General features: G+C 64.3%; 20 protein-coding genes. 15 read left to right on the top strand and 5 right to left on the bottom strand.

Annotated features, from left to right (window positions below; genetic code table 11):
* Positions 1-74 precede the first annotated feature (74 nt).
* Together G3N95_RS17020 and G3N95_RS17015 are read left to right on the top strand one after the other, a co-directional pair.
* Positions 75-1247 carry a M20 aminoacylase family protein gene (locus tag G3N95_RS17020; protein WP_205971254.1) on the top strand — a complete coding sequence of 391 codons (1173 nt, stop codon included), beginning with the start codon at positions 75-77 and terminating at the stop codon, positions 1245-1247.
* A gap of 18 nt (positions 1248-1265) precedes the next feature.
* Positions 1266-2615 (top strand): MFS transporter, encoded by a 1350-nt coding sequence (locus G3N95_RS17015; RefSeq protein ID WP_205971253.1) that lies wholly within the window; start codon positions 1266-1268, stop codon positions 2613-2615.
* A gap of 824 nt (positions 2616-3439) precedes the next feature.
* Here the strand turns inward: G3N95_RS17015 and G3N95_RS17010 are convergent.
* On the bottom strand, positions 3440-4702 hold the full coding sequence (locus G3N95_RS17010; RefSeq protein ID WP_205971252.1) for an MFS transporter: 1263 nt from the start codon (positions 4700-4702) through the stop codon (positions 3440-3442).
* On the bottom strand, positions 4699-5730 hold the full coding sequence (locus G3N95_RS17005) for a PRC-barrel domain-containing protein (protein WP_205971251.1): 1032 nt from the start codon (positions 5728-5730) through the stop codon (positions 4699-4701). The genes G3N95_RS17010 and G3N95_RS17005 overlap by 4 nt, the downstream gene beginning before the upstream one ends.
* 603 nt (positions 5731-6333) lie before the next feature.
* Between G3N95_RS17005 and G3N95_RS17000 the strand changes: the two genes are divergently transcribed.
* From G3N95_RS17000 to G3N95_RS16985, 4 genes are all read left to right on the top strand, one after another.
* Positions 6334-7731, top strand: coding sequence for an NCS2 family permease (locus tag G3N95_RS17000; RefSeq protein ID WP_205971250.1), 1398 nt, complete (start codon positions 6334-6336; stop codon positions 7729-7731).
* 113 nt (positions 7732-7844) lie between these two features.
* On the top strand, positions 7845-8267 hold the full coding sequence (locus G3N95_RS41020; protein WP_205971249.1) for a metalloregulator ArsR/SmtB family transcription factor: 423 nt from the start codon (positions 7845-7847) through the stop codon (positions 8265-8267).
* Positions 8174-8602 carry an SRPBCC domain-containing protein gene (locus G3N95_RS16990; protein WP_205971248.1) on the top strand — a complete coding sequence of 143 codons (429 nt, stop codon included), beginning with the start codon at positions 8174-8176 and terminating at the stop codon, positions 8600-8602. The genes G3N95_RS41020 and G3N95_RS16990 overlap by 94 nt, the downstream gene beginning before the upstream one ends.
* A 51-nt stretch (positions 8603-8653) precedes the next feature.
* Positions 8654-9430 carry a DUF899 domain-containing protein gene (locus G3N95_RS16985; protein WP_205971247.1) on the top strand — a complete coding sequence of 259 codons (777 nt, stop codon included), beginning with the start codon at positions 8654-8656 and terminating at the stop codon, positions 9428-9430.
* Between the two features lie 33 nt (positions 9431-9463).
* On the opposite strand, the gene G3N95_RS16980 is transcribed toward G3N95_RS16985, so the two are convergent.
* Both G3N95_RS16980 and G3N95_RS16975 read right to left on the bottom strand, forming a co-directional pair.
* Positions 9464-9646 (bottom strand): hypothetical protein, encoded by a 183-nt coding sequence (locus tag G3N95_RS16980; protein WP_205971246.1) that lies wholly within the window; start codon positions 9644-9646, stop codon positions 9464-9466.
* Positions 9647-9800: 154 nt separating this feature from the next.
* Positions 9801-10706: an NAD-dependent epimerase/dehydratase family protein gene (locus G3N95_RS16975; RefSeq protein WP_205971245.1), complete on the bottom strand. Its 906-nt coding sequence runs from the start codon at positions 10704-10706 to the stop codon at positions 9801-9803.
* 404 nt (positions 10707-11110) lie between these two features.
* On the opposite strand from G3N95_RS16975, the gene hutH reads away from it, so the two are divergent.
* The 8 genes from hutH to G3N95_RS16935 all read left to right on the top strand — a co-directional run bounded on the left by hutH (position 11111) and on the right by G3N95_RS16935 (position 20323).
* A complete protein-coding gene (hutH, locus tag G3N95_RS16970; protein WP_205971244.1) occupies positions 11111-12634 on the top strand; it encodes a histidine ammonia-lyase in 1524 nt (507 codons plus the stop codon).
* Between the two features lie 39 nt (positions 12635-12673).
* Entirely contained in the window at positions 12674-13369 is a 696-nt protein-coding gene (gene hutC / locus G3N95_RS16965; RefSeq protein ID WP_205971243.1) for a histidine utilization repressor, read from the top strand.
* Between the two features lie 64 nt (positions 13370-13433).
* Positions 13434-15122 carry a urocanate hydratase gene (gene hutU, locus G3N95_RS16960; RefSeq protein ID WP_205971242.1) on the top strand — a complete coding sequence of 563 codons (1689 nt, stop codon included), beginning with the start codon at positions 13434-13436 and terminating at the stop codon, positions 15120-15122.
* 2 nt (positions 15123-15124) lie between these two features.
* Positions 15125-15742, top strand: coding sequence for a HutD family protein (locus tag G3N95_RS16955; RefSeq protein ID WP_205971241.1), 618 nt, complete (start codon positions 15125-15127; stop codon positions 15740-15742).
* 43 nt (positions 15743-15785) lie between these two features.
* On the top strand, positions 15786-17006 hold the full coding sequence (hutI, locus tag G3N95_RS16950) for an imidazolonepropionase (protein WP_205971240.1): 1221 nt from the start codon (positions 15786-15788) through the stop codon (positions 17004-17006).
* Positions 17007-17029: 23 nt separating this feature from the next.
* On the top strand, positions 17030-18421 hold the full coding sequence (locus G3N95_RS16945) for a formimidoylglutamate deiminase (RefSeq protein ID WP_205971239.1): 1392 nt from the start codon (positions 17030-17032) through the stop codon (positions 18419-18421).
* 54 nt (positions 18422-18475) lie between these two features.
* The gene (gene hutG / locus G3N95_RS16940) at positions 18476-19288 is read left to right on the top strand and encodes an N-formylglutamate deformylase (RefSeq protein ID WP_205971238.1); all 813 of its coding nucleotides are present in this window, start codon (positions 18476-18478) and stop codon (positions 19286-19288) included.
* A 372-nt stretch (positions 19289-19660) separates the two neighbouring features.
* Entirely contained in the window at positions 19661-20323 is a 663-nt protein-coding gene (locus G3N95_RS16935; RefSeq protein WP_205971237.1) for a hypothetical protein, read from the top strand.
* A gap of 15 nt (positions 20324-20338) precedes the next feature.
* Here the strand turns inward: G3N95_RS16935 and G3N95_RS16930 are convergent, their stop codons facing one another.
* Positions 20339-21193, bottom strand: coding sequence for a LysR substrate-binding domain-containing protein (locus G3N95_RS16930; RefSeq protein ID WP_205971236.1), 855 nt, complete (start codon positions 21191-21193; stop codon positions 20339-20341).
* A gap of 123 nt (positions 21194-21316) precedes the next feature.
* Between G3N95_RS16930 and G3N95_RS16925 the strand changes: the two genes are divergently transcribed.
* Positions 21317-22540 (top strand): aminotransferase class I/II-fold pyridoxal phosphate-dependent enzyme, encoded by a 1224-nt coding sequence (locus tag G3N95_RS16925; RefSeq protein ID WP_205971235.1) that lies wholly within the window; start codon positions 21317-21319, stop codon positions 22538-22540.
* Positions 22541-22570: the final 30 nt, after the last annotated feature.

The raw sequence follows: 22570 nt of genomic DNA, 5'->3' as shown, positions 1-22570 counted from the left end.
TAACCGTTTCCCGTCTGCCCGTCAAAAAAACGGTTGGCTATGCTGGGCTCACAGACATCCAAGGAGACAGCAGCGTGAACACGATGGTCATCCCTGCCGGCATCGCCGATCTCGAAGACGAAATGATTGTGTTGCGCCGCCGCATACATGCGCATCCTGAACTTGCGTACGAAGAGCACGTGACAGGAGATCTGGTCGCGGAAAAGCTCGCCGAGTGGGGCTACACGGTGACGCGCGGGCTGGGCAAGACGGGTGTCGTCGGGCAACTGAAAGTGGGCAACGGCACGCGCAAGCTGGGTCTGCGCGCCGATATGGACGCGCTGCCGATTCACGAGCAGACGGGCCTGCCGTACGCGAGCCAGTTGCCCGGCAAGATGCACGCATGCGGACACGACGGCCACACGGCGATGCTGCTCGCGGCGGCGAAGCATCTCGCGCAGGAACGTTCGTTCGACGGCACATTGAACCTCATTTTCCAGCCGGCGGAAGAGGGCCTCGCGGGCGCGAAGAAAATGATCGAAGACGGCCTGTTCGAGCGCTTCCCGTGCGACGCCGTCTTCGCAATGCACAACATGCCCGGCTTCCCGACGGGCAAGTTCGGCTTTCTGCCGGGATCGTTCATGGCGTCGTCGGATACCGTGGTCATCAAGGTGATCGGGCGCGGCGGCCACGGCGCGGTGCCGCACAAGGCCGTTGATTCCGTCGTCGTCTGCGCGCAGATCGTGCTCGCATTGCAGACCATCGTGTCGCGCAACGTCGGGCCGCTCGACATGGCGATCATCACGGTCGGTGCGATTCATGCGGGCGAAGCGCCCAATGTGATTCCCGAGACGGCGGAAATGCGTCTTTCGGTGCGCGCGCTGAAGTCCGAGGTGCGCAACTATCTGGAGACGCGTATTCAGGAAGTGGTACATGCACAAGCGGCCGTGTATGGCGCGCGCGCCGAGATCGACTATCAGCGTCGTTACCCCGTACTCGTCAACGATACGCAGATGACGGCGTTGGCGACACAGGTCGCGCGCGACTGGGTCGGTGACGATGGACTGATCGAAAACATGCAGCCGTTGACGGGCAGCGAAGACTTCGCGTTCATGCTCGAACGATGCGCGGGTGCGTATCTGATCATCGGCAACGGAGACGGCGAGGGCGGCTGCATGGTGCACAACCCCGGCTACGATTTCAACGACGATTGCCTTGCGACCGGCGCCGCCTACTGGGTGCGTCTCACGCAGGCGTTTCTCGTCTGACGCGTTCGGGAGACGGACATGACGACCACAGCCGCATCGACATCCACACCGGACGACGGCGTATCGACGGGCGCCGCGCAGCCGCAGCGCGCGAGCCACGCGAAAGCGATTGCCGCGATCACACTCGGCAACGGCCTCGAGTTCTTCGACTTCACGATCTACAGTTTCTTCGCGACGATCATCGGCAAGCTGTACTTCCCTGTGGAAGGGCAGCTTGCGCAACTGATGCTTGCGGTCGGCACGTTTGGCGTCGGCTTCATCATGCGGCCTGTGGGCGGCGTGGTGCTCGGCGCGTATGCGGACCGCGCGGGGCGCAAGGCGGCGATGAGCCTCACACTGTGGCTGATGACGCTCGGCTCGGCGATCATCGCGTTCGCGCCGACGTATGCGTCGATCGGGCTCGCTGCGCCCGCGCTGGTGATACTCGCGCGGCTGATTCAGGGCTTTGCGCTGGGCGGCGAGATTGGTGCATCGACATCGCTGCTGATGGAGTACGGCAGTGACCGGACGCGTGGCTTCTACGGCAGCTGGCAGTTCGTGAGCCAGGGATTGAACACGGTGGTTGGCTCGCTGCTGGGCGTTGCGCTGGCCGCGATGCTGTCGACGCATGCGCTCGAAAGCTGGGGTTGGCGCGTGCCGTTCGTGATCGGCATGGCGATGGGTCCGATCGGTGTGTATATACGGCGACATCTGGACGAAACGCTGCCGCTGCCGGCGTCGTCGGGTGACGAGCCCGTGCTCGAAGCGGCCGCGGTTGCGAAGCCGGTGCGCGAGATTTTCGGCACGCACATGGGTTCGATTGCGAAGGGAGTGGTAACGACGATCGGCGGGACGGCGGCGAATTACATCGTGCTGTTTTATCTGTCGACGTATGCGATCAGGATTTTGCATATGCCGATGTCGCTGGCGTTGTGGGCGTCGTGGACGGCGGCGTTCGTCACGGTGATCTGTTCTCCGTTTGCGGGCTCGTTGTCGGACAGGTATGGGCGCAAGCGCGTGTTGTGGATCTCGCGGGTGCTTCTGATTTTTGCGGTGTATCCCGCGTTTATGATTATCAATGCCATGCCGACTGTGCCTGTATTGCTTGGCGTTGTCGCCGTGCTTGGCGTGCTCGTGGCGTTCACCGCTGTGCCTAATATCGTCATGCTGCCGGAGATGTTTCCTCGCGAGATTCGTGCTACCGGGATGTCGATTGTTTATTGCCTCGGGGTGTCGATCTTTGGTGGGTTCGCGCAGTTTTTTGCTACCTGGCTCATTCAGCTTTCTGGGAATTCGCTTGCGCCGGCCTGGTATCTGATTGGATGTGGTGGTGTTTCGTTGCTGGCGCTGCCTTTTGTACGCGAGACTGCTGGGCGGGCTATTGATTAGGGTTTTTGTTTGTCTGCGACGCAGTCGCCATTCTTGCCTTCTCGGCGCGGGCTTCGCCTTTTGAGTTTCGCTCTGCACGTTCGCTGGCGTCCGCGTTTTGCTTCTGGTTTGCTGGCGTTGCCCCTGTGCGGGGCGGCACCTACTTTTCTTTGCAGCGGCAAAGAAAAGTAGGCAAAAGAAAGCCGCTCACACCGCTAGCTCTTGTGCTTGCCTGCGGGCCCCCAACGGGTCCCGCACTTCAAACGGCAACGCACCTTTTTCCGCCTGTTGCCAGCGCCTTGAACAGGCGCATCACCCACTTCAATTACCCGCAGGCAGCCAGCGGCAGCGACTCGTCTGCGCCGCCCAGGTGGCAAACGGTGTGTAGGTTGTTGCACCGTACACGTTCGCGCTCCTACGACACCGATCCCGCTTTTCCGTCCGGAGTGGTGCACTTCCGGCGCGATGGCCTACACACCGTTTGCCACCTGGGCGGCGGTGGGCGTCTGGTAACGCAGTTCGTGACGCGGGAGCGTGAAGCGGGTGATGCGCGACTTAGCACGCTGGCAACGGGCATGAAGTAGCGCGACGCCGTGTGGAGGACGAGACCGGTTGGGGGCCCGCAGGCAATCACACGGGCTGGCGGTGTGAGCCCGCTTTCTTTGCTTACTTTCTTTGCGGCGGCAAAGAAAGTAAGTGCCGCCCCGCACAGGGGCAACGCCAGCAAACCAGAGACAAACCGCGGATGCCAGCGAAAGCGAAAATGCAGAACCCAATCCAAACGGCGAAGCCCGCGCCGAGAAGGCCAGAATGGCGACTGCGTCGCAGACAAACACAACCCAAACTCACTTAGCCCGCTTCAAAGCCTCGGGTGCAGGCTCCTCCTGCAACCTGCTCCCGGCATCTCGGGTTTCGGGCATAGCAGCCCATACGAGCAACACAGCGAGCGCCCCCGCACCGGCGAGTCCAAAAAAGCTAACCGCACTGCCGAAGCGATCGGCGATAAACCCCGCCACGGCGGTGGACAAAGTGGCACCAATCCCTGCAGCCAAACCAAAAAGCCCGATGGTCAGGTTATAGCGCCCCTTACCGCCGGCAACGTCAGCGGCGATTAACGGCAACATCACACCGAACACGGCAGCGCTGAGCCCATCGAGCATCTGCACGGGCACCAGCAGATAAGGGCTGCTCACACCCGCAAACAACAACGCGCGCACCGGCAGCGCAGAAAATCCGAGCAGCAGGATCGGCCGACGTCCCCAGCGCTCAGCCGTGCGCCCGACCCACGGCGACAGCATCGCGACAATCGCCTGAGGCACGATGATGCAAGCAGCAATCACGAGCTGCACGTTGTCCCCCATGCCCGCCGTCACTTCGCCCGCCGCGAGATTCAGCATCGCCGCGTTCGACAGGTGGAACAGCACCACGCACGCCGCGAAAATCAGCATGCGCTTGTCGCGCAGCAGTTCGAAGATCGATTCCTTCTCTTCGGCTTCGTCATGCTCCTTCTTCGAAGGCTCACGGGCAGGCGCGGGGGAATGCTCGGGCATCGTGATCATCGACAGCGCGATCAGCGCAGGCGCCGCCAGCGCCGCCGTCAGCCAGAACACCGCGCGCGCCGAGAAGTATTCGCCGAACAGGCCCATCAAACCCGCCGCGACGGCGCTGCCGATCGACGCCCAGCGCGCGTTGCGTCCCAACCGGTCGCCGAGATCCTGGCGTCCCACCAGCGCGAACGAAATGGCCGCCATCGCCGGCACGAGCATGCAGCTCGCGAAGCCGTGGAAAACCTCGGCGGCCATCACGGGCAGCACCGTCGGGCTCGCCGCGAGCAGCACGGCACTGAGAATGATCGCGATGATCGCCCAGGCGGCGGCTCCCTTCTTGTTGCGCAAAGCATCGACGGCGGCGCCGCCGGGCACCTGGCTCACCATCGCGCTGATCGTGCCGACGGAGAGGGCGAGTCCGATCTCGCCCTGCGTCCACTTGTGCGTCGCGAGGTAGGAAGCAATGAACGGCCCGAATCCCGTCTGCACGTTGGCGACGAAAAAGTTGAGCCAGTCGAGGGCGCGGAGACTGCGTGCGTTGACCATTGGACGGCTCGTCATCGTGAAGTGCGTGCGGTTGAAGCCGCCGCAGTGGACGACGAAGAGCCTGTTGCAGCGGCGGACGCGGCAACGGGTGCGGGAGGCGGTGCGGGCGAAACCGCGCGAACCGGCTTGTCCGGTTCGTAGGACGGCGACGCCTTGATCTGCGCGTCGTTCAGATCCATCAGCGGGCGCAGCGTCTTGTCCTTCGTGACGAAGCGCAGCGCCGACCAGTTCGCGGCGATCGTCCGGCGATCGGCGCTGATGATGCCGCTCACGTCGAGCACGACGGCCTGCGGCTGCGCGTTCGCATCGATCAGCACGTCGATCACGCGCCCCACCTTGCCGCCGTTAGGACGCTCGACATCCGCGTCCATCAGTTCCAGCTGTCCAGGAGGCACCGCGGGCGCGGCCGTGACGCCGCCGGCGAGCGGCGACGCAAGCGACGCCGACGGCTTGGGCCGGTTCGTCGCCGCGAGCTGGTTCGGCGGCGTCGTGATCGTGATGGGCGCGCCTTTCGCGCCCGGCGTGAAGCGGAACGCGGTCCACGGGAAACCGACCTTGCGATCGCCGATGCCGAGAAAGCCCTGCAGATTGACGATCATCTGACGCGGCGTGCCGCTCGCATCCGCCGTCATGTCGACGGCGCGGCCGAGCACCTTGCCGTCGGACTTCTGCACTTCGCTGTCGAGCAGGCCGTGCATCGTGCTGCGATCGAGCGTGCGCATCACGATGATGGGCGCAGGAGCAGGCGGAGGAGGCGGCGGTGCGGGCGCGGCGACGGGCGGCGGCGGCTCCGGCTTGTGCGGGCGCACGACGGGCGGACGCGGCTTCTTCGGTTCCTTCGGTTCAGGCGCCTCGGCGGGCTCCGGTTCGGAGGCGGGCTCGAGGGCGGGAACGACCAGCGGCGTCACGGTCGCTTCGGTAATGGGCGCAGGCGGCTGCTCGGTCGGTCCGAACAGGCTGCAGCCCGACATCATGGCGGCAAGGGCCGCAAAAACGGCCAATAGCAAAAGACGGAAGGCTGGACGTAGGAAACCGCCATTCATCAAGTGGGACTCCGTGGCCAGGGCGGCGGGCCGATGCAGATGCTGCTGTCGCAAGGAACGATCCAGTGATTCCTGCAGGCATCGAAAGCCTCGCCGGGAATGCGTTAAAGGCTAGGTTTGCCCGAGAGTTTAACCCGTGACGCTGTCAGGGCCTTGTTTTGTCTGCATTGACGGGCCGTGAGCGGCGTGCGTCCGCGCGGCAAAAGCGGGCGCGACAAAGTGCTTTCGAAGGTCTTGATGCATGCCGCAAAACCGTAGGTGTTAACACCCGGGTCGGCGCCCATCGTTCCCGTGCATCAAACGATATAAGCATTGCGACATGCGCGGCATGTTTTTATTGCGATGGGAGATATATTTCGATTCGCCTAACCTTCGCTTCAGCATAAAAAGAACGGCGCGAAAGTGTGTCGTGGACTGGTGAAAACGGAACGCGATGTCATTCGATCGTCCGACGACGGATTACCCGCCGTAACGAGGACGATGCGCACCCGCGCGCCACACGGAAAGCGCAACAACATATCGACTACTCAACGAGACGAACCTGATGACGGCGAGCCCTGCATGGGCAGCCGTTTCAGCACGCTGATAAAGGAGGCACTCATCATGATGGAACCCCAGGCCCAGAGCATCGCGGAAGCCGGGAGCGAGGCGTTCGACGACGCACGCGACGGGCAATCGGCCTTCATCGACCGCTTTTTCGGCATCACCGCGCGCGGCAGCACGGGACGCCAGGAAATCATCGCGGGCATCACGACCTTCCTCGCGATGGTCTATTCCGTGTTCGTCGTGCCGGGCATGTTCGGCAAGGCGGGCTTCGACACCAGCGCGGTGTTCGTCGCCGTGTGCCTGACGACGGCATTCGGCTCGCTGCTGATGGGCATCTGGGCGCGTCTGCCCATTGCGATCGGCTGCGCGATTTCGCTGACGGCCTTCACCGCGTTCGGCCTTGTGCTCGGCAAGGGCTTGCAGCCGAACGTCGCGCTCGGCGCGGTGTTCCTGATGGGACTCGTGTTCACCGCGATCTCGGTGACGGGCGTGCGTTCGTGGATCCTGCGCAATCTGCCTGCGGGCGTCGCGCATGGCACGGGCATCGGCATCGGGCTCTTTCTGCTGCTGATCGCGGCGAACGATGTGGGCCTCGTCGTGAAGAATCCAGGACCGGGGCTGCCCGTCTCGCTCGGCCATATCACGTCGCTGCCTGTACTGATGTCGGTGGGCGGACTGGCGGCGATCTTCGGTCTCGTCCGTCGCCGTGTGCCGGGTTCGATCCTGATCGTGATCGTCGCGATTTCCGCGCTCGCGTTGCTGCTCGATCCCGCTGTTGCGTTTCATGGCGTGTTTGCGCTGCCGTCGCTGAGCGCGCCGGGCCATGCGTCGCTGATCGGCGCGATGGACATCAAGGGCGCGCTGTCGCTCGCCGTGCTGCCGAGCGTGCTGGCCCTCGTGATGACGGCCGTGTTCGACGCGACGGGCACGATCCGCGCCGTCGCGGGACAAGCGGGGCAACTCGACGAAAACGGCCGCATCATCAACGGCGGCCGCGCGCTGACGGCCGATTCGCTCAGCTCGATCTTCTCGGGCTTCATGGGCGGTGCGCCGGCAGCGGCGTATATCGAATCGACCGTCGGCGTCGCAGCGGGCGCGAAGACGGGCCTGGCAGCCGCTGTCGTCGGTCTGCTGTTCCTCGTCGTGATGTTCTTCTCGCCGCTCGCCGCGCTCGTGCCTTCGTATGCGACGGCGCCCGCGCTGATGTACGTCGGCCTGCTGATGCTGTCGAGCGTGAGCAAGCTGCACATGGACGACATGGTCGACTCGATGTCCGGCCTCGTGTGCGCGGTGTTCATCGTGCTGACCGCGAACATCGTGACAGGCATCATGCTCGGCTTCTGCACGCTCGTGATCGGCCGTGTCGTGAGCGGCGAATGGCGCAAGCTGAATGTCGGGACAGTCGCCATCGCCGTCGTGCTGGCTGTGTTCTATCTTGGCGGCTGGGCGATCTGATCTTGCCGATGTCTGCGACATGCAACGAGAATCAAAAGTAGAAAGCAGTCGCAGACAACCCGCCGTACGCTCCATTTCTTGACAACGCGGCGTCGCGTCATACACTTAACCTCATGGTTAAGTTTCAGGATGCCGCGCTCGACCGCACCTTCGCCGCGCTCGCCGACCCGACGCGGCGTGCGCTTTTGGCGCGTCTGTCGGCTCGCCAGGATCTGTCCGTGTCCGAACTGGCCGAGCCGTTCCCGATGTCCTTGCCGGCTGTCATGAAGCATCTCGACGTGCTAGCGGATGCCGGCCTCATCGTGCGGGCCAAGACGGGCCGCACGGTCACATGCCGTCTGTCGGCCGCGCCAATGGCGGATGCGATGGCGTGGCTGCAGCACTATCAGCAGTTCTGGGCCGAAGCGCTCGATCAACTGGCCGCCTATGTGGAGGAAAGCTCGTGTCCGCCCGCCCCAGTCTCACGCTCCAGCGACACATCGAAGCGTCCCCGGAAAAAGTCTTCAGCGCGTGGACGGACCCGCAGCAAATCGTGAAGTGGCTGCATCCCGGCGGCTGCGACGTGCTGCTCTGGGAGATGGAGTTGAAGGTGGGCGGGCGCTTTCACATGATCATGCGCGCGCCCGACGGCGAAGAGCACGAAGTGAGCGGGGTGTTCCGCGAAGTCGCGCTCGACGAAAAACTCGTCTACACGTGGGCGTTCCGCTCGACGCCGGAACGTGAGTCTCTCGTCACGTTTTCGCTGAAAGCCGATGGCGATGGCACATGGCTGACGCTCACGCACGAACAGTTCTTCGACGAAGCGGCGTGCGACTCGCATCGCGCCGGATGGACGGACACGCTGGACGGACTCGAACGCTATTTCTCGTGAAGGCCGCGTTTGCCCGCAACGGGCGGACGGGCCACGCAACAGGAGGAGCTGATGGAAGAGCACACGATCGTTTCACGCGAAGCATGGCTGGCCGCGCAACGCGCGCATCTCGCGGAAGAAAAGGCCTTTACGCGCGCACGCGATGCGCTCGTGAAGAAACGCCTCGCGCTGCCGTGGATGAAGATCGACAAGAACTACACGTTCGACACAGGCGAAGGCAAAAAGACGCTCGACGATCTGTTCGCCGGACGCAGCCAGCTGATCGTCTATCACTTCATGCTCGGTCCCGACTGGGAGGAGGGCTGCCCAGGCTGTTCGTTCCTGTCCGATCACATCGACGGCGCGCTCGTGCATCTTGCGCACCGCGACGTGACGTATGTGGCCGTGTCGCGCGCGCCGCTCGAGAAGATCGACGCCTATCGCAAACGCATGGGCTGGCAATTCCCATGGGTTTCGTCGTTCGGCAGCGACTTCAACTACGACTTCAACGTGTCGTTCACGCCGGAGCAGCAAGCCACGGGCACGGTCGACTACAACTACGACAAGCAGGACTTCGCGATGGACGAGCTGCCCGGCATGAGCGTGTTCTACCGGAACGGCCAGGGCGAGATCTTCCGCACGTTCTCGGCGTACGCGCGCGGCGGCGAACCGCTGATCGGCACGTATACGCTGCTCGATTGCGTGCCCAAGGGCCGCGATGAAGACGAGAAAAAGATGATGGGCTGGCTGCGCCGTCACGACAGCTATGAGGATGGCGCGACGGGCACGACCCCGGCGGCGGGCAAGCAGGGCGCGGGTGCCTGCTGTCACGAAGCGGCGCAGAAGTGACGCTGCAATGAAGCGCGTCGTTCGGACCCGCGTTTACAGCGACATTTCGAACGCGGGCCGGAGAAACACTTCGATGCCCATCACGACGAGACCCATCGCGCCCGACGCGAGCGTCAGCGTGCCGTACTCGTCATAGCGCGAGTCATACAGGCACGCGACCACGAAGAGGATCGCGAGCAGGTTGGTCAGCCAGTCGAAATTGAGTGCAAGCAACATTGAATGATCCGGGCTCGAGCCGAGAGATCGAGTTCGTCATGAACGTCATGAACCTGATCGAACATCGCCGATTCTAGCGATGCGAGCTTACGGATAAGCAACAGTCGAGCTTACAACGTGCGCCGGCCAACCTACGCGCGCGATGTCGTGTGTTTTACGCGTCCTTCATCATGTCGTGCTCGATCCACTCGATCACCGACGTGCGCACCGGCTGCCAGCCGAGCAGCGTGCGTGCACGCGTGCCGCGCACGCGGCTGTTCGAGCCGAGTCCATACGACGCCATTTCATAGCCCCATTCGCCGATGGCCTGATCGAGCGGCCAGTCCTGCGCCGGGCCGAGATGCATCGCCTGCGCGATCGCATCCGTCATCTCGCGAAACGACGCCTCGCCGCTTTCGACGAAATAGAACGTGCCTGCAGGGCTCTTTTCGAGCGCGAGACGGTACAGCTCGACTACGTCGTCGATGAACACGTTCGACCAGATGTTGCCGCCGCTGCCCACGTGCCGCACGATGCCGCTCTTTTGCGCCTGGCGCACGAGGCGCGGCAGTTGCACGCTCGCGCTGCCTTTGACGGCGCCGTGCCCGTAGATCAGCGTATTGCACAGCACCGACGAACGGATGCCGCGCTTCGCGGCGTCGAGCACGAGATTGTCGATCGCGACGCGGGGCGCTTTATCGGCCGTCGGTTCGGGCAGTGCGTCTTCCGTGTAGATCTTCGCTTCGCCGCGCTCGCCGCCCGACGCATCGCCGACGATGCTCGAACCGCTGGTATGCAGGAACGGCTTGTTCGAGCCGGCAAGCGCGTCGATCAGCGCTTCGACGGCACCGCGGTGATCGCTGCTCGCCGCGTTGATGACTGCGTCGGCGGCCCGTGCCTGCGCGACGAGCAGATCGCGGTCGTCGAGCGTGCCGACGACGGGCTCGATGCCGAGGCGCGTCAGTTCGTCCACGTGTTCAGCGTTGCGGATCAGGCCCGTCACGCGATGACCCGCGCGCACGAGGCCCGCTGCAATCGATCCGCCGATAAAGCCGCTCGCGCCGGTGATGAAAATGTTCAAGACGTTCTCCTTCGCTAGAGAAAAATTCGATGACGTCAGTATGGCGGCGAGGGAGTCTTGCAAAAAGCGCGTCAGTCTCAAATCAATCTTGATCTGAAATCAAGAATCGACGCACGTTCCGGGCACGACGGATAGACGCGGCCGGCGGCGGTGCCGGATTTTGTCCGCTTGCCAATCCGGAAATTGGACGTGTATATACAAGTTATCGGCGGGCACTGACGCGGACTCGTCAGCGTCGAGCTTGTGAAGGCAGCTCGGCGCATACGCAGAAAACTGCGAGAACCATGCCAGCCAGCGGATTCCGTCTAATGGAAACCCCTTACGCCAATCTGCAAAATTTGAGTTGTATATACAAGCTGGCGCCGCTACACTTTCTCGAAATTGTATAGACAGGAACTCACATCATGATGCTTACACCCGGCTCCCTGACTCTGTCCCAACTGCGCCAGATCGCTCGCGAACAGGTCACTCTTGAACTCGATCCCGCGAGCTTCGCCGCCATCGATGCCTGCGCTCAAGCCGTCGCGGACATCGCCGCGAAGGGCGAGCCGGCGTACGGCATCAACACGGGCTTCGGCCGTCTCGCGAGCACACATATTCCGCATGACCAGCTCGAACTGCTGCAGCGCAATCTGGTGCTCTCGCATGCCGTCGGCGTGGGCGAGCCGATGTCGCCGCCCGTCGTGCGCCTGCTGATGGCGCTCAAGCTGTCGAGCCTCGGCCGCGGCCACTCGGGCATCCGTCGCGAAGTGATGGATGCGCTCATCAAGCTGTTCAACGCCGACGTGCTGCCCGTGATCCCGGTGAAGGGCTCGGTCGGCGCATCGGGCGACCTCGCGCCGCTCGCGCATATGTCGGCCGTGCTGCTCGGCGTCGGCGAAGTGTTCGCGAAGGGCGAGCGCGTCGCGGCGACGGAAGGTCTGCGCCTCGTCGGCCTCAAGCCGCTGACGCTGCAAGCGAAGGAAGGCCTCGCGCTGCTCAACGGCACGCAGGCATCGGCGGCGCTCGCGCTGTACAACATGTTCGCGATCGAAGACCTGTACCGCGTCGGCGTCGTCGCGGGCGCGCTGTCCGTCGACGCAGCCGCCGGTTCCGTGAAGCCGTTCGATGCACGCATCCATGCGCTGCGCGGTCATCAAGGCCAGATGGATGCAGCGCAGTCGTATCGCACGCTGCTCGACGGTTCGGCGATCAACCTGTCGCATCGCGATTGCGGCAAGGTGCAAGACCCGTACAGCCTGCGCTGCCAGCCGCAGGTGATGGGCGCGTGTCTCGACCAGATGCGTGCCGCCGCGCAAGTGCTGCTCGTCGAAGCGAACGCCGTGTCGGACAACCCGCTGATCTTCCCGGACACGGGCGAAGTGCTGTCGGGCGGCAACTTCCACGCCGAGCCGGTTGCGTTCGCCGCCGACAACCTCGCGCTCGCCGCTGCGGAAATCGGCGCGCTTGCCGAGCGCCGCATCGCGCTCCTGATCGACGCGACGCTGTCGGGCCTGCCGCCGTTCCTCGTCAAGGATGGCGGCGTGAACTCGGGCTTCATGATCGCCCACGTCACGGCGGCCGCGCTCGCATCGGAGAACAAGACGCTGGCTCACCCGGCCTCCGTCGATTCGCTGCCCACGTCGGCGAACCAGGAAGACCACGTGTCGATGGCGACGTTCGCCGCACGCAAGCTCGCCGACATCGCTGACAACACCGCGAACATCCTGTCGATCGAACTGCTGGCTGCCGCGCAAGGCGTCGATCTGCGCGCGCCGCACAAGACCAGCCCGGCGCTGCAGAAGGTGATGGACACGGTGCGCGCACACGTGGCGCACTACGAGCTCGACCATTACTTCGCGCCCGATATCGCCGCCATCACGAAGCTCGTGCAGGACGGCACGATCGCGAAGCACAGCCCGTTCTCGTTCATTTCCGAGCAACGCTAACTTCACCTGCTCAACGGCAGCGCGACAGAGATGCCCAGCATGAACGCACCGGCCTATCAGGGAATCAAGGACTTCATCCTCGCCCGCATTCACGCGGGCGAATGGAGCGAAGGCCATCAGGTTCCATCGGAAAACGAGCTTGCACGCGAATTCAACGTCGCGCGCATGACGGTCAACCGCGCATTGCGCGAGCTGACGGCCGAGCAGGTGCTGACGCGCGTTCAGGGCTCGGGCACCTTCGTCGCGCGGCCGAAGTATGAATCGACGCTGGTCGCGATCCGCAGCATTTCGGATGAAATCGTCGCGCGCGGTCATCGCTATCACGCGAACGTGCTGCACGTGGGCGCCGCGATCGTCGACGAAGAACTCGCTGCCGAAATGCAGCTGAGCGCGGGCAGTCCGATCTTTCATTCGCGCGTGCTGCACTTCGAGAACGACGAGCCCGTTCAGCTCGAAGAGCGCTGGGTGAATCCTGCCGTTGCGCCCGAATATGCGTTGCAGGACTTCACGAACACGACGCCTAACCAGTATCTCGTACGCGTCGCGCCGCTGCAGCGCGTCGAGTACCGCATCGAAGCATCCGCGCCGGACGCCGACAACCGCCGGCTTCTGACGATGGACGACGCCGAACCTTGCCTCGTGCTGCATCGGCGCACGTGGTCGCAAGGAGTGGTCGCTTCGGTGGCCAATCTCTGGCACCCCGGCAACCGTTACCGGTTCACCGGCCACTTCTGATTCCGTTTTCGTTTCCGTTCAATCTTCGACTCATCACCGAGTTATCTGCGATTCCGAGGGCATCATGAACAACCCGAAGCACATCGACCCGCGTCTCGACCCGTCCCGCACGATCCGCGCACCGCGCGGCAGCGAGAAAACCTGCAAGACCTGGATCGCGGAAGCCGCGTACCGGATGATCCAGAACAACCTGGATCCGGAAGTGGCCGAGCATCCGCATGCGCTCGTCGTGTATGGCGGCATCGGCCGTGCCGCGCGCAACTGGGATTGCTACGACCAGATCCTCGCGTCGCTGAAGAACCTCGAAGAGAACGAGACGCTGCTGATTCAATCGGGCAAGCCCGTCGGCGTGTTCCGCACGCATGCCGATGCGCCGCGCGTGCTGCTCGCGAACTCGAACCTCGTGCCGCACTGGGCGAACTGGGATCACTTCCACGAACTCGACCGCAAGGGCCTGATGATGTACGGCCAGATGACGGCGGGCAGCTGGATCTATATCGGCAGCCAGGGCATCGTGCAGGGCACGTATGAAACGTTCTTCTCGGTGGCGAACCAGCACTTCAATGGAGACCCGAAGGGCCGCTGGATCCTGACGGGCGGTCTCGGCGGCATGGGCGGCGCGCAGCCGCTCGCGGCGACGATGGCGGGCTTCTCGATGATCGCCGTCGAATGCGACGAGACGCGCATCGACTTCCGTCTGAAGACGCGCTACGTCGACAAGAAGGCGAAGACGCTCGACGAAGCGCTCGCGATGATCGACGAAGCGAAGAAGACGGGCAATCCTGTTTCCATCGGCCTGCTCGGCAATGCAGCCGACGTGTTCGCGGAACTGGTGACGCGCAACATCACGCCGGACTGCGTGACGGACCAGACGAGCGCGCATGACCCGATTCACGGTTATCTGCCACAAGGCTGGAAGATCGAAGACTGGCGCGAGCGTCAGAAGACGGACCCGCAAAGCATCGTGACGCCCGCGAAGCAGTCGATGGCCAAGCAGGTTCAGGCGATGCTCACGCTGCAGGAACGCGGCGCGGCGACGCTCGACTACGGCAACAACATCCGTCAGATGGCGCTGGAAATGGGCGTGCAGAACGCGTTCGATTTCCCCGGCTTCGTGCCCGCGTACATCCGCCCGCTGTTCTGCGAAGGCAAGGGCCCGTTCCGCTGGGTCGCGCTGTCGGGCGATCCGGAAGACATCTACAAGACGGACGCGAAGGTCAAGGAACTGATCCCCGACGATCCGCACCTGCACAACTGGCTCGACATGGCGCGTGAACGCATTGCGTTCCAGGGCCTGCCGGCGCGTATCTGCTGGGTCGGCGTGAAGGATCGCTATCGCCTCGGCCAGGCATTCAACGAGATGGTCAAGAAGGGCGAACTGAAGGCGCCGATCGTGATCGGCCGCGACCACCTGGACACGGGTTCGGTGGCAAGCCCGAACCGCGAGACGGAATCGATGAAGGACGGCTCGGATGCCGTCAGCGACTGGCCGCTGCTCAACGCACTGCTGAATACGGCAGGCGGCGCATCGTGGGTGTCGCTGCATCATGGCGGCGGCGTCGGCATGGGCTTCTCGCAGCACTCGGGCGTCGTGATCGTCGCCGACGGTACGGATGCCGCGCATGAGCGCCTCGGCCGCGTGCTCTTCAACGATCCCGCAACGGGCGTAATGCGTCACGCGGATGCCGGCTACGAACTCGCGCAACAGACGGCGCGCGAAGCCGGTCTCAAGCTGCCGATGCTGGGCCGCTGAGCATGACGACGAGCGTGACAACTACGACGGTCACGCGCGGCGCGGAACTCGTGGCGTCGCCGTGGAAGAACGGCGGCGGCGTCACGCGCGAAGTCGCCGCGTTTCCCGAGGGTGCGGCGCTCGATGCATTCGTGTGGCGCGTGAGCGTCGCCGACGTCGCGCAAGCCGGGCCGTTCTCGCGTTTCGCGGGCATCGACCGGACGCTCGTGCTGTTGTCGGGCGCGGGCATGCTGCTCGACGAAGCGGGCGGTGTGACGCATGCGCTGCGCGAGCCTCTGGCAATCGCGCGGTTCGAAGGCGAGACGGCCATCGATGCACGTCTCGTCGACGGCGCGGCGCGCGACTTCAATCTGATGGTGCGGCGTGGCGCGGCAACGGGCGACGTCGACGTGTGGCGCGATACGCATAGCACGCGACTCGATGCCGACGTCGTGCTGCTGTTCTGCGCGCAAGGCGAACTGCGCGTCACGACAGGCGAGGGCGTCTCTGCGACGACAACGGTGCTCGCGACGAACGACACCTTGCGCATCGACCACGCCCACGCGCTGTCATGCGAAGTCGAAGGCTCGGGCGCGTTGCTTGCCGTCAGCCTCCGCTACATGGAACCACCGCGAGCCTGAACGCTTGCATTCAACGCTTGTACACAACTCAGACAGCCCTGCCATGAAGCAAACCGTCTGGCACCAACTCAAGCTCTGTCCGCAGGGCGACCCCAACCAAACGATCGACGACGCTGCGATCGCCGTCGAGAACGGCCGCATCGCGTGGCTCGGTGCGGCGCGCGAACTGCCCGCGCAGTATGCCGCGTGGCCGCGCGAAGACTTGGGCGGCGCGTGGGTGACGCCGGGTCTCGTCGATTGCCACACGCATCTGGTGTACGGCGGCCAGCGCGCCGACGAATTCGCGCAGCGTCTCGCGGGTGTCAGCTACGAAGAGATCGCGAAGCAGGGCGGCGGCATTGTATCGACGGTACGCGCGACGCGTGCCGCCGACGAAGCGTCGCTGTTCGCGCAATCGGCTGCGCGCCTCGAAGCGATGCTCGCCGAAGGCGTCACTGCAATCGAAATCAAATCCGGCTACGGGCTCGATCTGCCAGGCGAGCGCAAGATGCTGCGCGTCGCACGGCAACTCGGCGAGCGCTACCCTGTGACGGTGTACACGACGTTTCTCGGCGCGCATGCGCTACCGCCGGAATTCGCGGGCCGCGCCGACGATTACATCGATGAAGTCTGCGAGCGCATGCTGCCCGCGCTCGCCGATGAAGGACTCGTCGATGCCGTCGATGTGTTCTGCGAGCGCATCGGCTTTTCGCTCGAACAGAGCGAGCGCGTGTTCAACGCGGCCGCGCGTCGCGGGCTGCCCGTCAAGATGCATGCGGAGCAGCTGTCGAACGCAGGCGGTACGGCGCTTGCCGCGCGCTATGGCGCGTTGTCGGCGGACCATCTGGAGTTTCTCGACGAAGCGGGCGTCGCCGCGATGAAGGAAGCGGGCACGGTCGCCGTGCTGCTGCCGGGCGCGTACTACTTCATCCGCGAAACGCAGTTGCCGCCCATCGAACTGCTGCGCCGCTACGGCGTGCCCATTGCGATTTCGACGGACAGCAATCCGGGCACATCGCCCGCGACTTCGCTGCCGCTGATGATGAACATGGCGACGACGCTGTTCCGCATGACGGTGCCCGAAGTGCTGCAAGGCGTGACGCGCCACGCGGCGCAGGCGCTCGGCAAGGCGGATGCGCATGGCACGCTCGCCGTGGGCCGCGCCGCCGACTTCGCGGTGTGGTCGGTGCAGTCGCTTGCGGAACTCGCGTACTGGATCGGACGGCCGCTGTGCGAACGCGTCGTGCGCGGCGGCGAAACCGTCCATCTGCGTCGCGCGCGATGAGCAGGACTCGAACGGAATCGAACATGACTGAAGCCACTCAATCGCTTTTTGCCGATCACGCGTACCTGCCCGAAGGCTGGCGGCGCAATGTGCTGCTGCAATGGGACGCGCAGGGCGCGCTCATCGCCGTCACGCCCGACACGCAGGCGCCCGCGGGCGTTGAAAAAGCGCGTGGTCCCGTTTTGCCCGGCATGCCGAATCTGCATTCGCACGCATTCCAGCGCGCGATGGCGGGCCTCACCGAATATCGCGCGAACGCCGTCGACAGCTTCTGGTCCTGGCGCGAGCTGATGTACCGCTTCGCGGCGCGCATCACGCCGGAAGCGCTCGCATCGATCGCGCAATGGCTGTACATCGAAATGCTGAAAGCGGGCTATACGTCCGTCTGCGAATTCCATTACGTGCATCACATGCAGGACGGCCAGCGCTATGCGAACGACGCCGAACTCGCGCAGCGCGTGGTCGATGCAGCGGGCGCGAGCGGCATCGGCATCACGATGCTGCCCGTGCTGTACCAATACGCGGGCTTCGGCTCGCAGCCGCCGCGCGACGATCAGCGCCGCTTCATCAACACGCCCGACAGTCTGCTCGCGCTGCTCGACACGCTGCGTCGCGCGCGCCCCGAACATGGCGCGTTGCGTTATGGCGTCGCGCCGCATTCGTTGCGCGCGGTATCGAACGATTCGCTGCGCGCGTTGCTGAATGGACTCGATGCGATGTCGCCCGGCGCGCCCGTGCACATCCATATCGCCGAACAGACGGCGGAAGTGGATGCGTGCATCGAAACGGAAGGCGCCCGGCCCGTGCAGTGGCTGCTCGATCGCTTCGATGTCGATGCGCGCTGGTGCCTCGTGCACGCGACGCATGTCGACGCCGATGAAACCGCCAGGCTCGCGAAGAGCGGCGCCATCGCCGGCCTGTGTCTGACGACGGAAGCGAATCTCGGCGACGGCATTTTTCCCGCGCACGACTATCTGGAGCAGAAGGGACGCATCGGCGTCGGCAGCGACAGCCATATCGGCGTCGACTGGCGTGCGGAACTGCGGCTGCTCGAATACGGTCAACGTCTGTCGAGGCGACAGCGCAACGTGCTCGCGTCGGCGGACATGCCGCGCGTGGCGGACCGTCTCTATGCGGCGTCGCTGGAAGGCGGCGCGCTCGCGACGGGCCGCGCCGTCGGCGCATTGAAGACGGGCGCGCGCGCCGATTTCATGGTGCTCGATGCGAACCATCCGAACATCGCGGAACAGGCGAGCGACGCGTGGCTGTCGGGCGCGGTGTTCTGCGAACATGGCGAAACGCCCGTGCGCGACGTGTATGCAGGCGGTGCGAAAGTCGTCGACAATCGCCGGCATCGCGACGAAGAACAGGCGTACGCGAACTATCGCGCGGCGCTCGCCGGGCTGCTGAAGTGAAGCGCAAGCCTTGCGCTGCCGCACTACGACTCAACTCTGAGAAGCACTGACGACATGACTGCCACCGACACCTTGCCCGTCTTCTCGCTGCATCGGGGAAGCTTGCCGTTCCTGATCTCGATCCCGCATCTGGGCACGCGCATTCCAGCCGATATCGCCGCACAGATGACGGACGCCGCTGCGCGCACCGACGATTGCGACTGGCATCTCGATCGCCTGTACGCGTTCGCGAAGCGCATGGGCGCGTCGATTCTCGCGCCCACTTACGCGCGTTACGTGATCGACCTGAACCGTCCGCCCGATGGCGCGAACCTCTATCCGGGGCAGGACACGACGGGCCTGTTGCCCGTCGACACCTTCGACAAGGAGCCGCTGTATCGCGACGGCCGCTTGCCCGACGACGCCGAAGTCGCACGGCGTCGCGACGCGTACTGGAAGCCGTATCACGAAGCGTTGCAGGGCGAACTCGCCAGGCTGACAGCACAGCACGGCAAGGTGCTGCTGTGGGAAGCGCATTCGATCCGCTCGCATGTGCCGCGCTTTTTCGATGGACGCTTGCCCGATTTCAACTTCGGCACGTCGAACGGCGCGAGTGCGGTAGCAGGGCTCGCGGAAGCATTGGCGAAAGTCGTCGAAGAACACGGCGGTTATACGGCCGTCGCGAATGGGCGCTTCAAGGGCGGCTACATCACGCGCCACTATGGCCAGCCTGAGAAGAACGTGCATGCGGTGCAGCTGGAGCTGTCGCAGATCACCTACATGCAGGAACAGATGCCCTATGCGTACGACGACGCGCTCGCCGCGAAAATCGAGCCGCTGCTCGCAAAGCTCGTGAAGACGGCGCTCGATCGCGTCGCGGCTGCCTGAGTACGTCCGGGCACTGCTGCACGAAGCAAAAGCGCGCGTCCCCGCGCGCATCGATCTCCCGGGCGTCCGTCCGGACGCGCCGCTCATTCCTCTTTATCGGCCATAACCGAAAATCCACATGCGCTTGCGACGCATGTGGAACGCTGCGCGCCAACCGGGGTCAATTCATCAGTGAAGTGCACACGCGCTGCGACGTGCGCGTGTGTTGTCTTTGTGCCGCATACGCCGTGCGAATCTGGTTGCGCGCCGCGTGGCGATGCGTCTATCTTTGTCGGACGCGGCGCACGGGCATGCGCCTTGCGGCGCGTGCGGCCGGATCGACACAGGCAAACAGGCGCCAGCAGCAAGAGACTGATGAAGGAAGACCCAGCAATGGAATATTCCGACGAATCCCTGCTTCCTATCTGGCGAGCCAATCTCGCCCTGTTGACACGCGAAGTCGGCGCGGCGACGCGTCTCGCGCGGATGATGACCTTCTCCGCGTCGTACCTCAAGCTGATGCTCGCAGGCCAGCGCGACTTCAGCGAAGAATTCGTGCGCGGCGTCGAAGCGGTGACGGGCCTGCCGGGCGGCTGGATGAATGCGCCGCACGAAGCGTCCGAGGTCCCGGACAACGCGCGCGACGCCATCGACAACGAAACGCCTCTCGCGCGTTTTCGCGGCACTGCGCATCCCGTCCGCAAGAAATCGGTGCTGCGGCCGCCGGAGCCGATCTTCGGCCAGCAGCCGCAGCGGCGTCCTGAAGACGAGGTCGTCGAAGCCGAATTGCACCGGCGTCAGGCCTATTTTCGCAAGGTGCGCGATCTCGCCGTGCAGGAAGTGCGGCGCTTCGAGCGTTCGCTGACACATCCGCCCGTCGAGTTTTCAGCGGTGCGCGCGAAAGTCGAGGACGTGCTGTCGGCCGCAGAAACTGACGACCCCGTCCTCGCCGATCTCGCCGGCCGTCTCGAACAGATCGACAAACATCGCAGCATGCTGTTGCGTCATACCGAACGGCTGCATGCGTTGCTCGTGCAACTGGGCGAAGAGGGGTGAACGCTGTTGCGATGATCAGTCGCGCAGTTCGCTGAGAATCTGCTCGGCCAGATAGTCGCAAGGCGGCCGGTTCGAGCGTGCGCTGCGCGCGAGGATGATCTCCAGTTCCGGCAGCTTTGGCAGGCCATGCTGACGTCCCAGCGTGACGAAGCGCTCGGGCACCGCGCAGCGCGCAAGGGGCGCGACTGCGAGGCCTGCCTCGACCATGCTCAACAGCCCCATCAGACTCGGACTTTCATACGACGTGCGATACGCGATCTTCGCGCGCTCCAGCGTTTGAATCGCGTTGGCACGCGCGACGCTGCCGTCGCCGAACAGTGCGATGGGCAGCGGGCGCTCCTTCCATACTTCGCGCCCCGCGGCGGCGGTGCCCGCCCACACCATCGGTTCGAGCCGGATGAATTCGCCCGCGAGACCCTTCACGCGCGTCACGCACGCGAGGTCGATCTTGTTGTCCTTCAGGAGCGGTGCGAGCGCGTTGCTCGGCAGGCTGACCACCTGGATCTCGACCTTCGGATAGGTCGCCGAGAAGTTGCGCAGCACCGTTGGCAGCAGTGAGGACGCATAGTCGTCCGGCACGCCGATCGCCACGCGGCCCGTCACTTCCGGATGCACGACCGACGCCCACGCTTCGTCGCGCAGCGCGAGCATGCGGCGCGCGTAGCTGAGCAGCACCTGGCCGTCCTGCGTGAGCGTCACGCTGCGCGGCCCACGCACGAACAGCGGCTTGCCGATGGCGGTTTCGAGCGAGCGGATCTGCATGCTCAGCGCCGATTGCGAACGATGCACGAGCGTCGCGCCGCGCACGAAACTGCCCGTATCGGCGATAGCGACGAACATGGCGAGCACATCGAGATCGAGAGCTTTCATCCGCTTGCATCCCCTTGAACAACTATCAGAATTATTGATCGAAATGTTCAATATAACGCGTTTGTCTGAACTCAGGGGCGGCGGCATACTGGTTTCACACACTGCATGTCAAACGGGGACATCATGACCACGCCGACCACTTACGACGAATTCAAACAGCTTGCGATGCGGCTCGACATGTCGCGCGGCAAGCCGTCGCCCGAACAACTGGATCTGTCGCGCGCGTTGCTCGACGAAGCGGGCACGGCCGGCTTCCTGTCGCGCGACGGTATCGACTGCCGGAACTACGGTCATCTGCTGGGCTTGCCCGAGGCACGCGAGCTCGGCGCGCAACTGCTCGACGTCGATGCGGCGCAGGTGGTCGCGGCAGGCAATTCGAGCCTCGAACTGATGCACGATGCGCTCGCATTCGCGATGCTTCACGGCGTGCCCGACCACGCTCCCTGGAGCAAACAGGGCGAGGTCGCGTTCCTGTGTCCCGTGCCGGGTTACGACCGGCACTTCGCGATCTGCGAGGCGCTCGGCATCCGCATGATTCCCGTGCCGACGAATCAGGACGGCCCCGACATGGACGTGGTCGAAGCGCATGTGAAGACCGATGCGTCCATCAAGGGCATCTGGTGCATGCCGCTCTACAGCAACCCGAGCGGCGCGATCTGGTCGACGGAAACGATCGAACGGCTGGCCTCGCTGCCCGCCGCCGCGAGCGATTTCCGGCTCTTCTGGGACGATGCGTATCGCTTCCACCATCTGACGGACACGGCGCACACGACACCCAACGTTGTCGAACTGTGCGAACGGGCAGGGCATGCGGATCGCGCGCTCGTGTTCGCGTCGCTGTCGAAGGTCACGGTGGCGGGCGGCGGCATCGCGTTTCTGGCGTCGTCGCCGCGCAATATCGGCTGGTGGCAGAAGCAGATGAGCGTGCGGACCATCGGCCCCGACAAGCTGAACCAGCTGCGTCATGTGCGTTATCTGCGCGACCGCGACGGGCTCGAGCGTTTGATGGCGAAGCATCGCGCGCTGCTGCGGCCGAAGTTCGACGCGGTGATCTCCACCTTCGAAAGCTTGCTCGGCGATCTGCCCGATGTCTCGTGGAACCGTCCTGAAGGCGGCTATTTCATCAGCCTGTATGTGCCGAAGGGCCATGCGAAACGCACGGTCGCGCTCGCGGCCGAGGCGGGGCTCGTGCTGACGCCGGCGGGCGCCGCGTATCCGTACGGACGCGATGAAGAAGACCGGCATCTGCGCATCGCGCCGACGTTCCCTTCGCTCGATGAAGTGACGCTCGCGGCGCGCGGCATCGCGCTTGCGGTGCGCCGCGCGCTCGAAGAAACGGCGCGTTGAGGATGCAGTAGCGTCGGCATCGGCGCGCAA

It is taken from the genome of Paraburkholderia sp. Tr-20389 (assembly GCF_017104565.1).
Taxonomy (GTDB): domain Bacteria; phylum Pseudomonadota; class Gammaproteobacteria; order Burkholderiales; family Burkholderiaceae; genus Paraburkholderia.
Note: the sequence above shows the minus strand (reverse complement) of the source record. Positions and strands in the feature narration are given on the sequence as shown.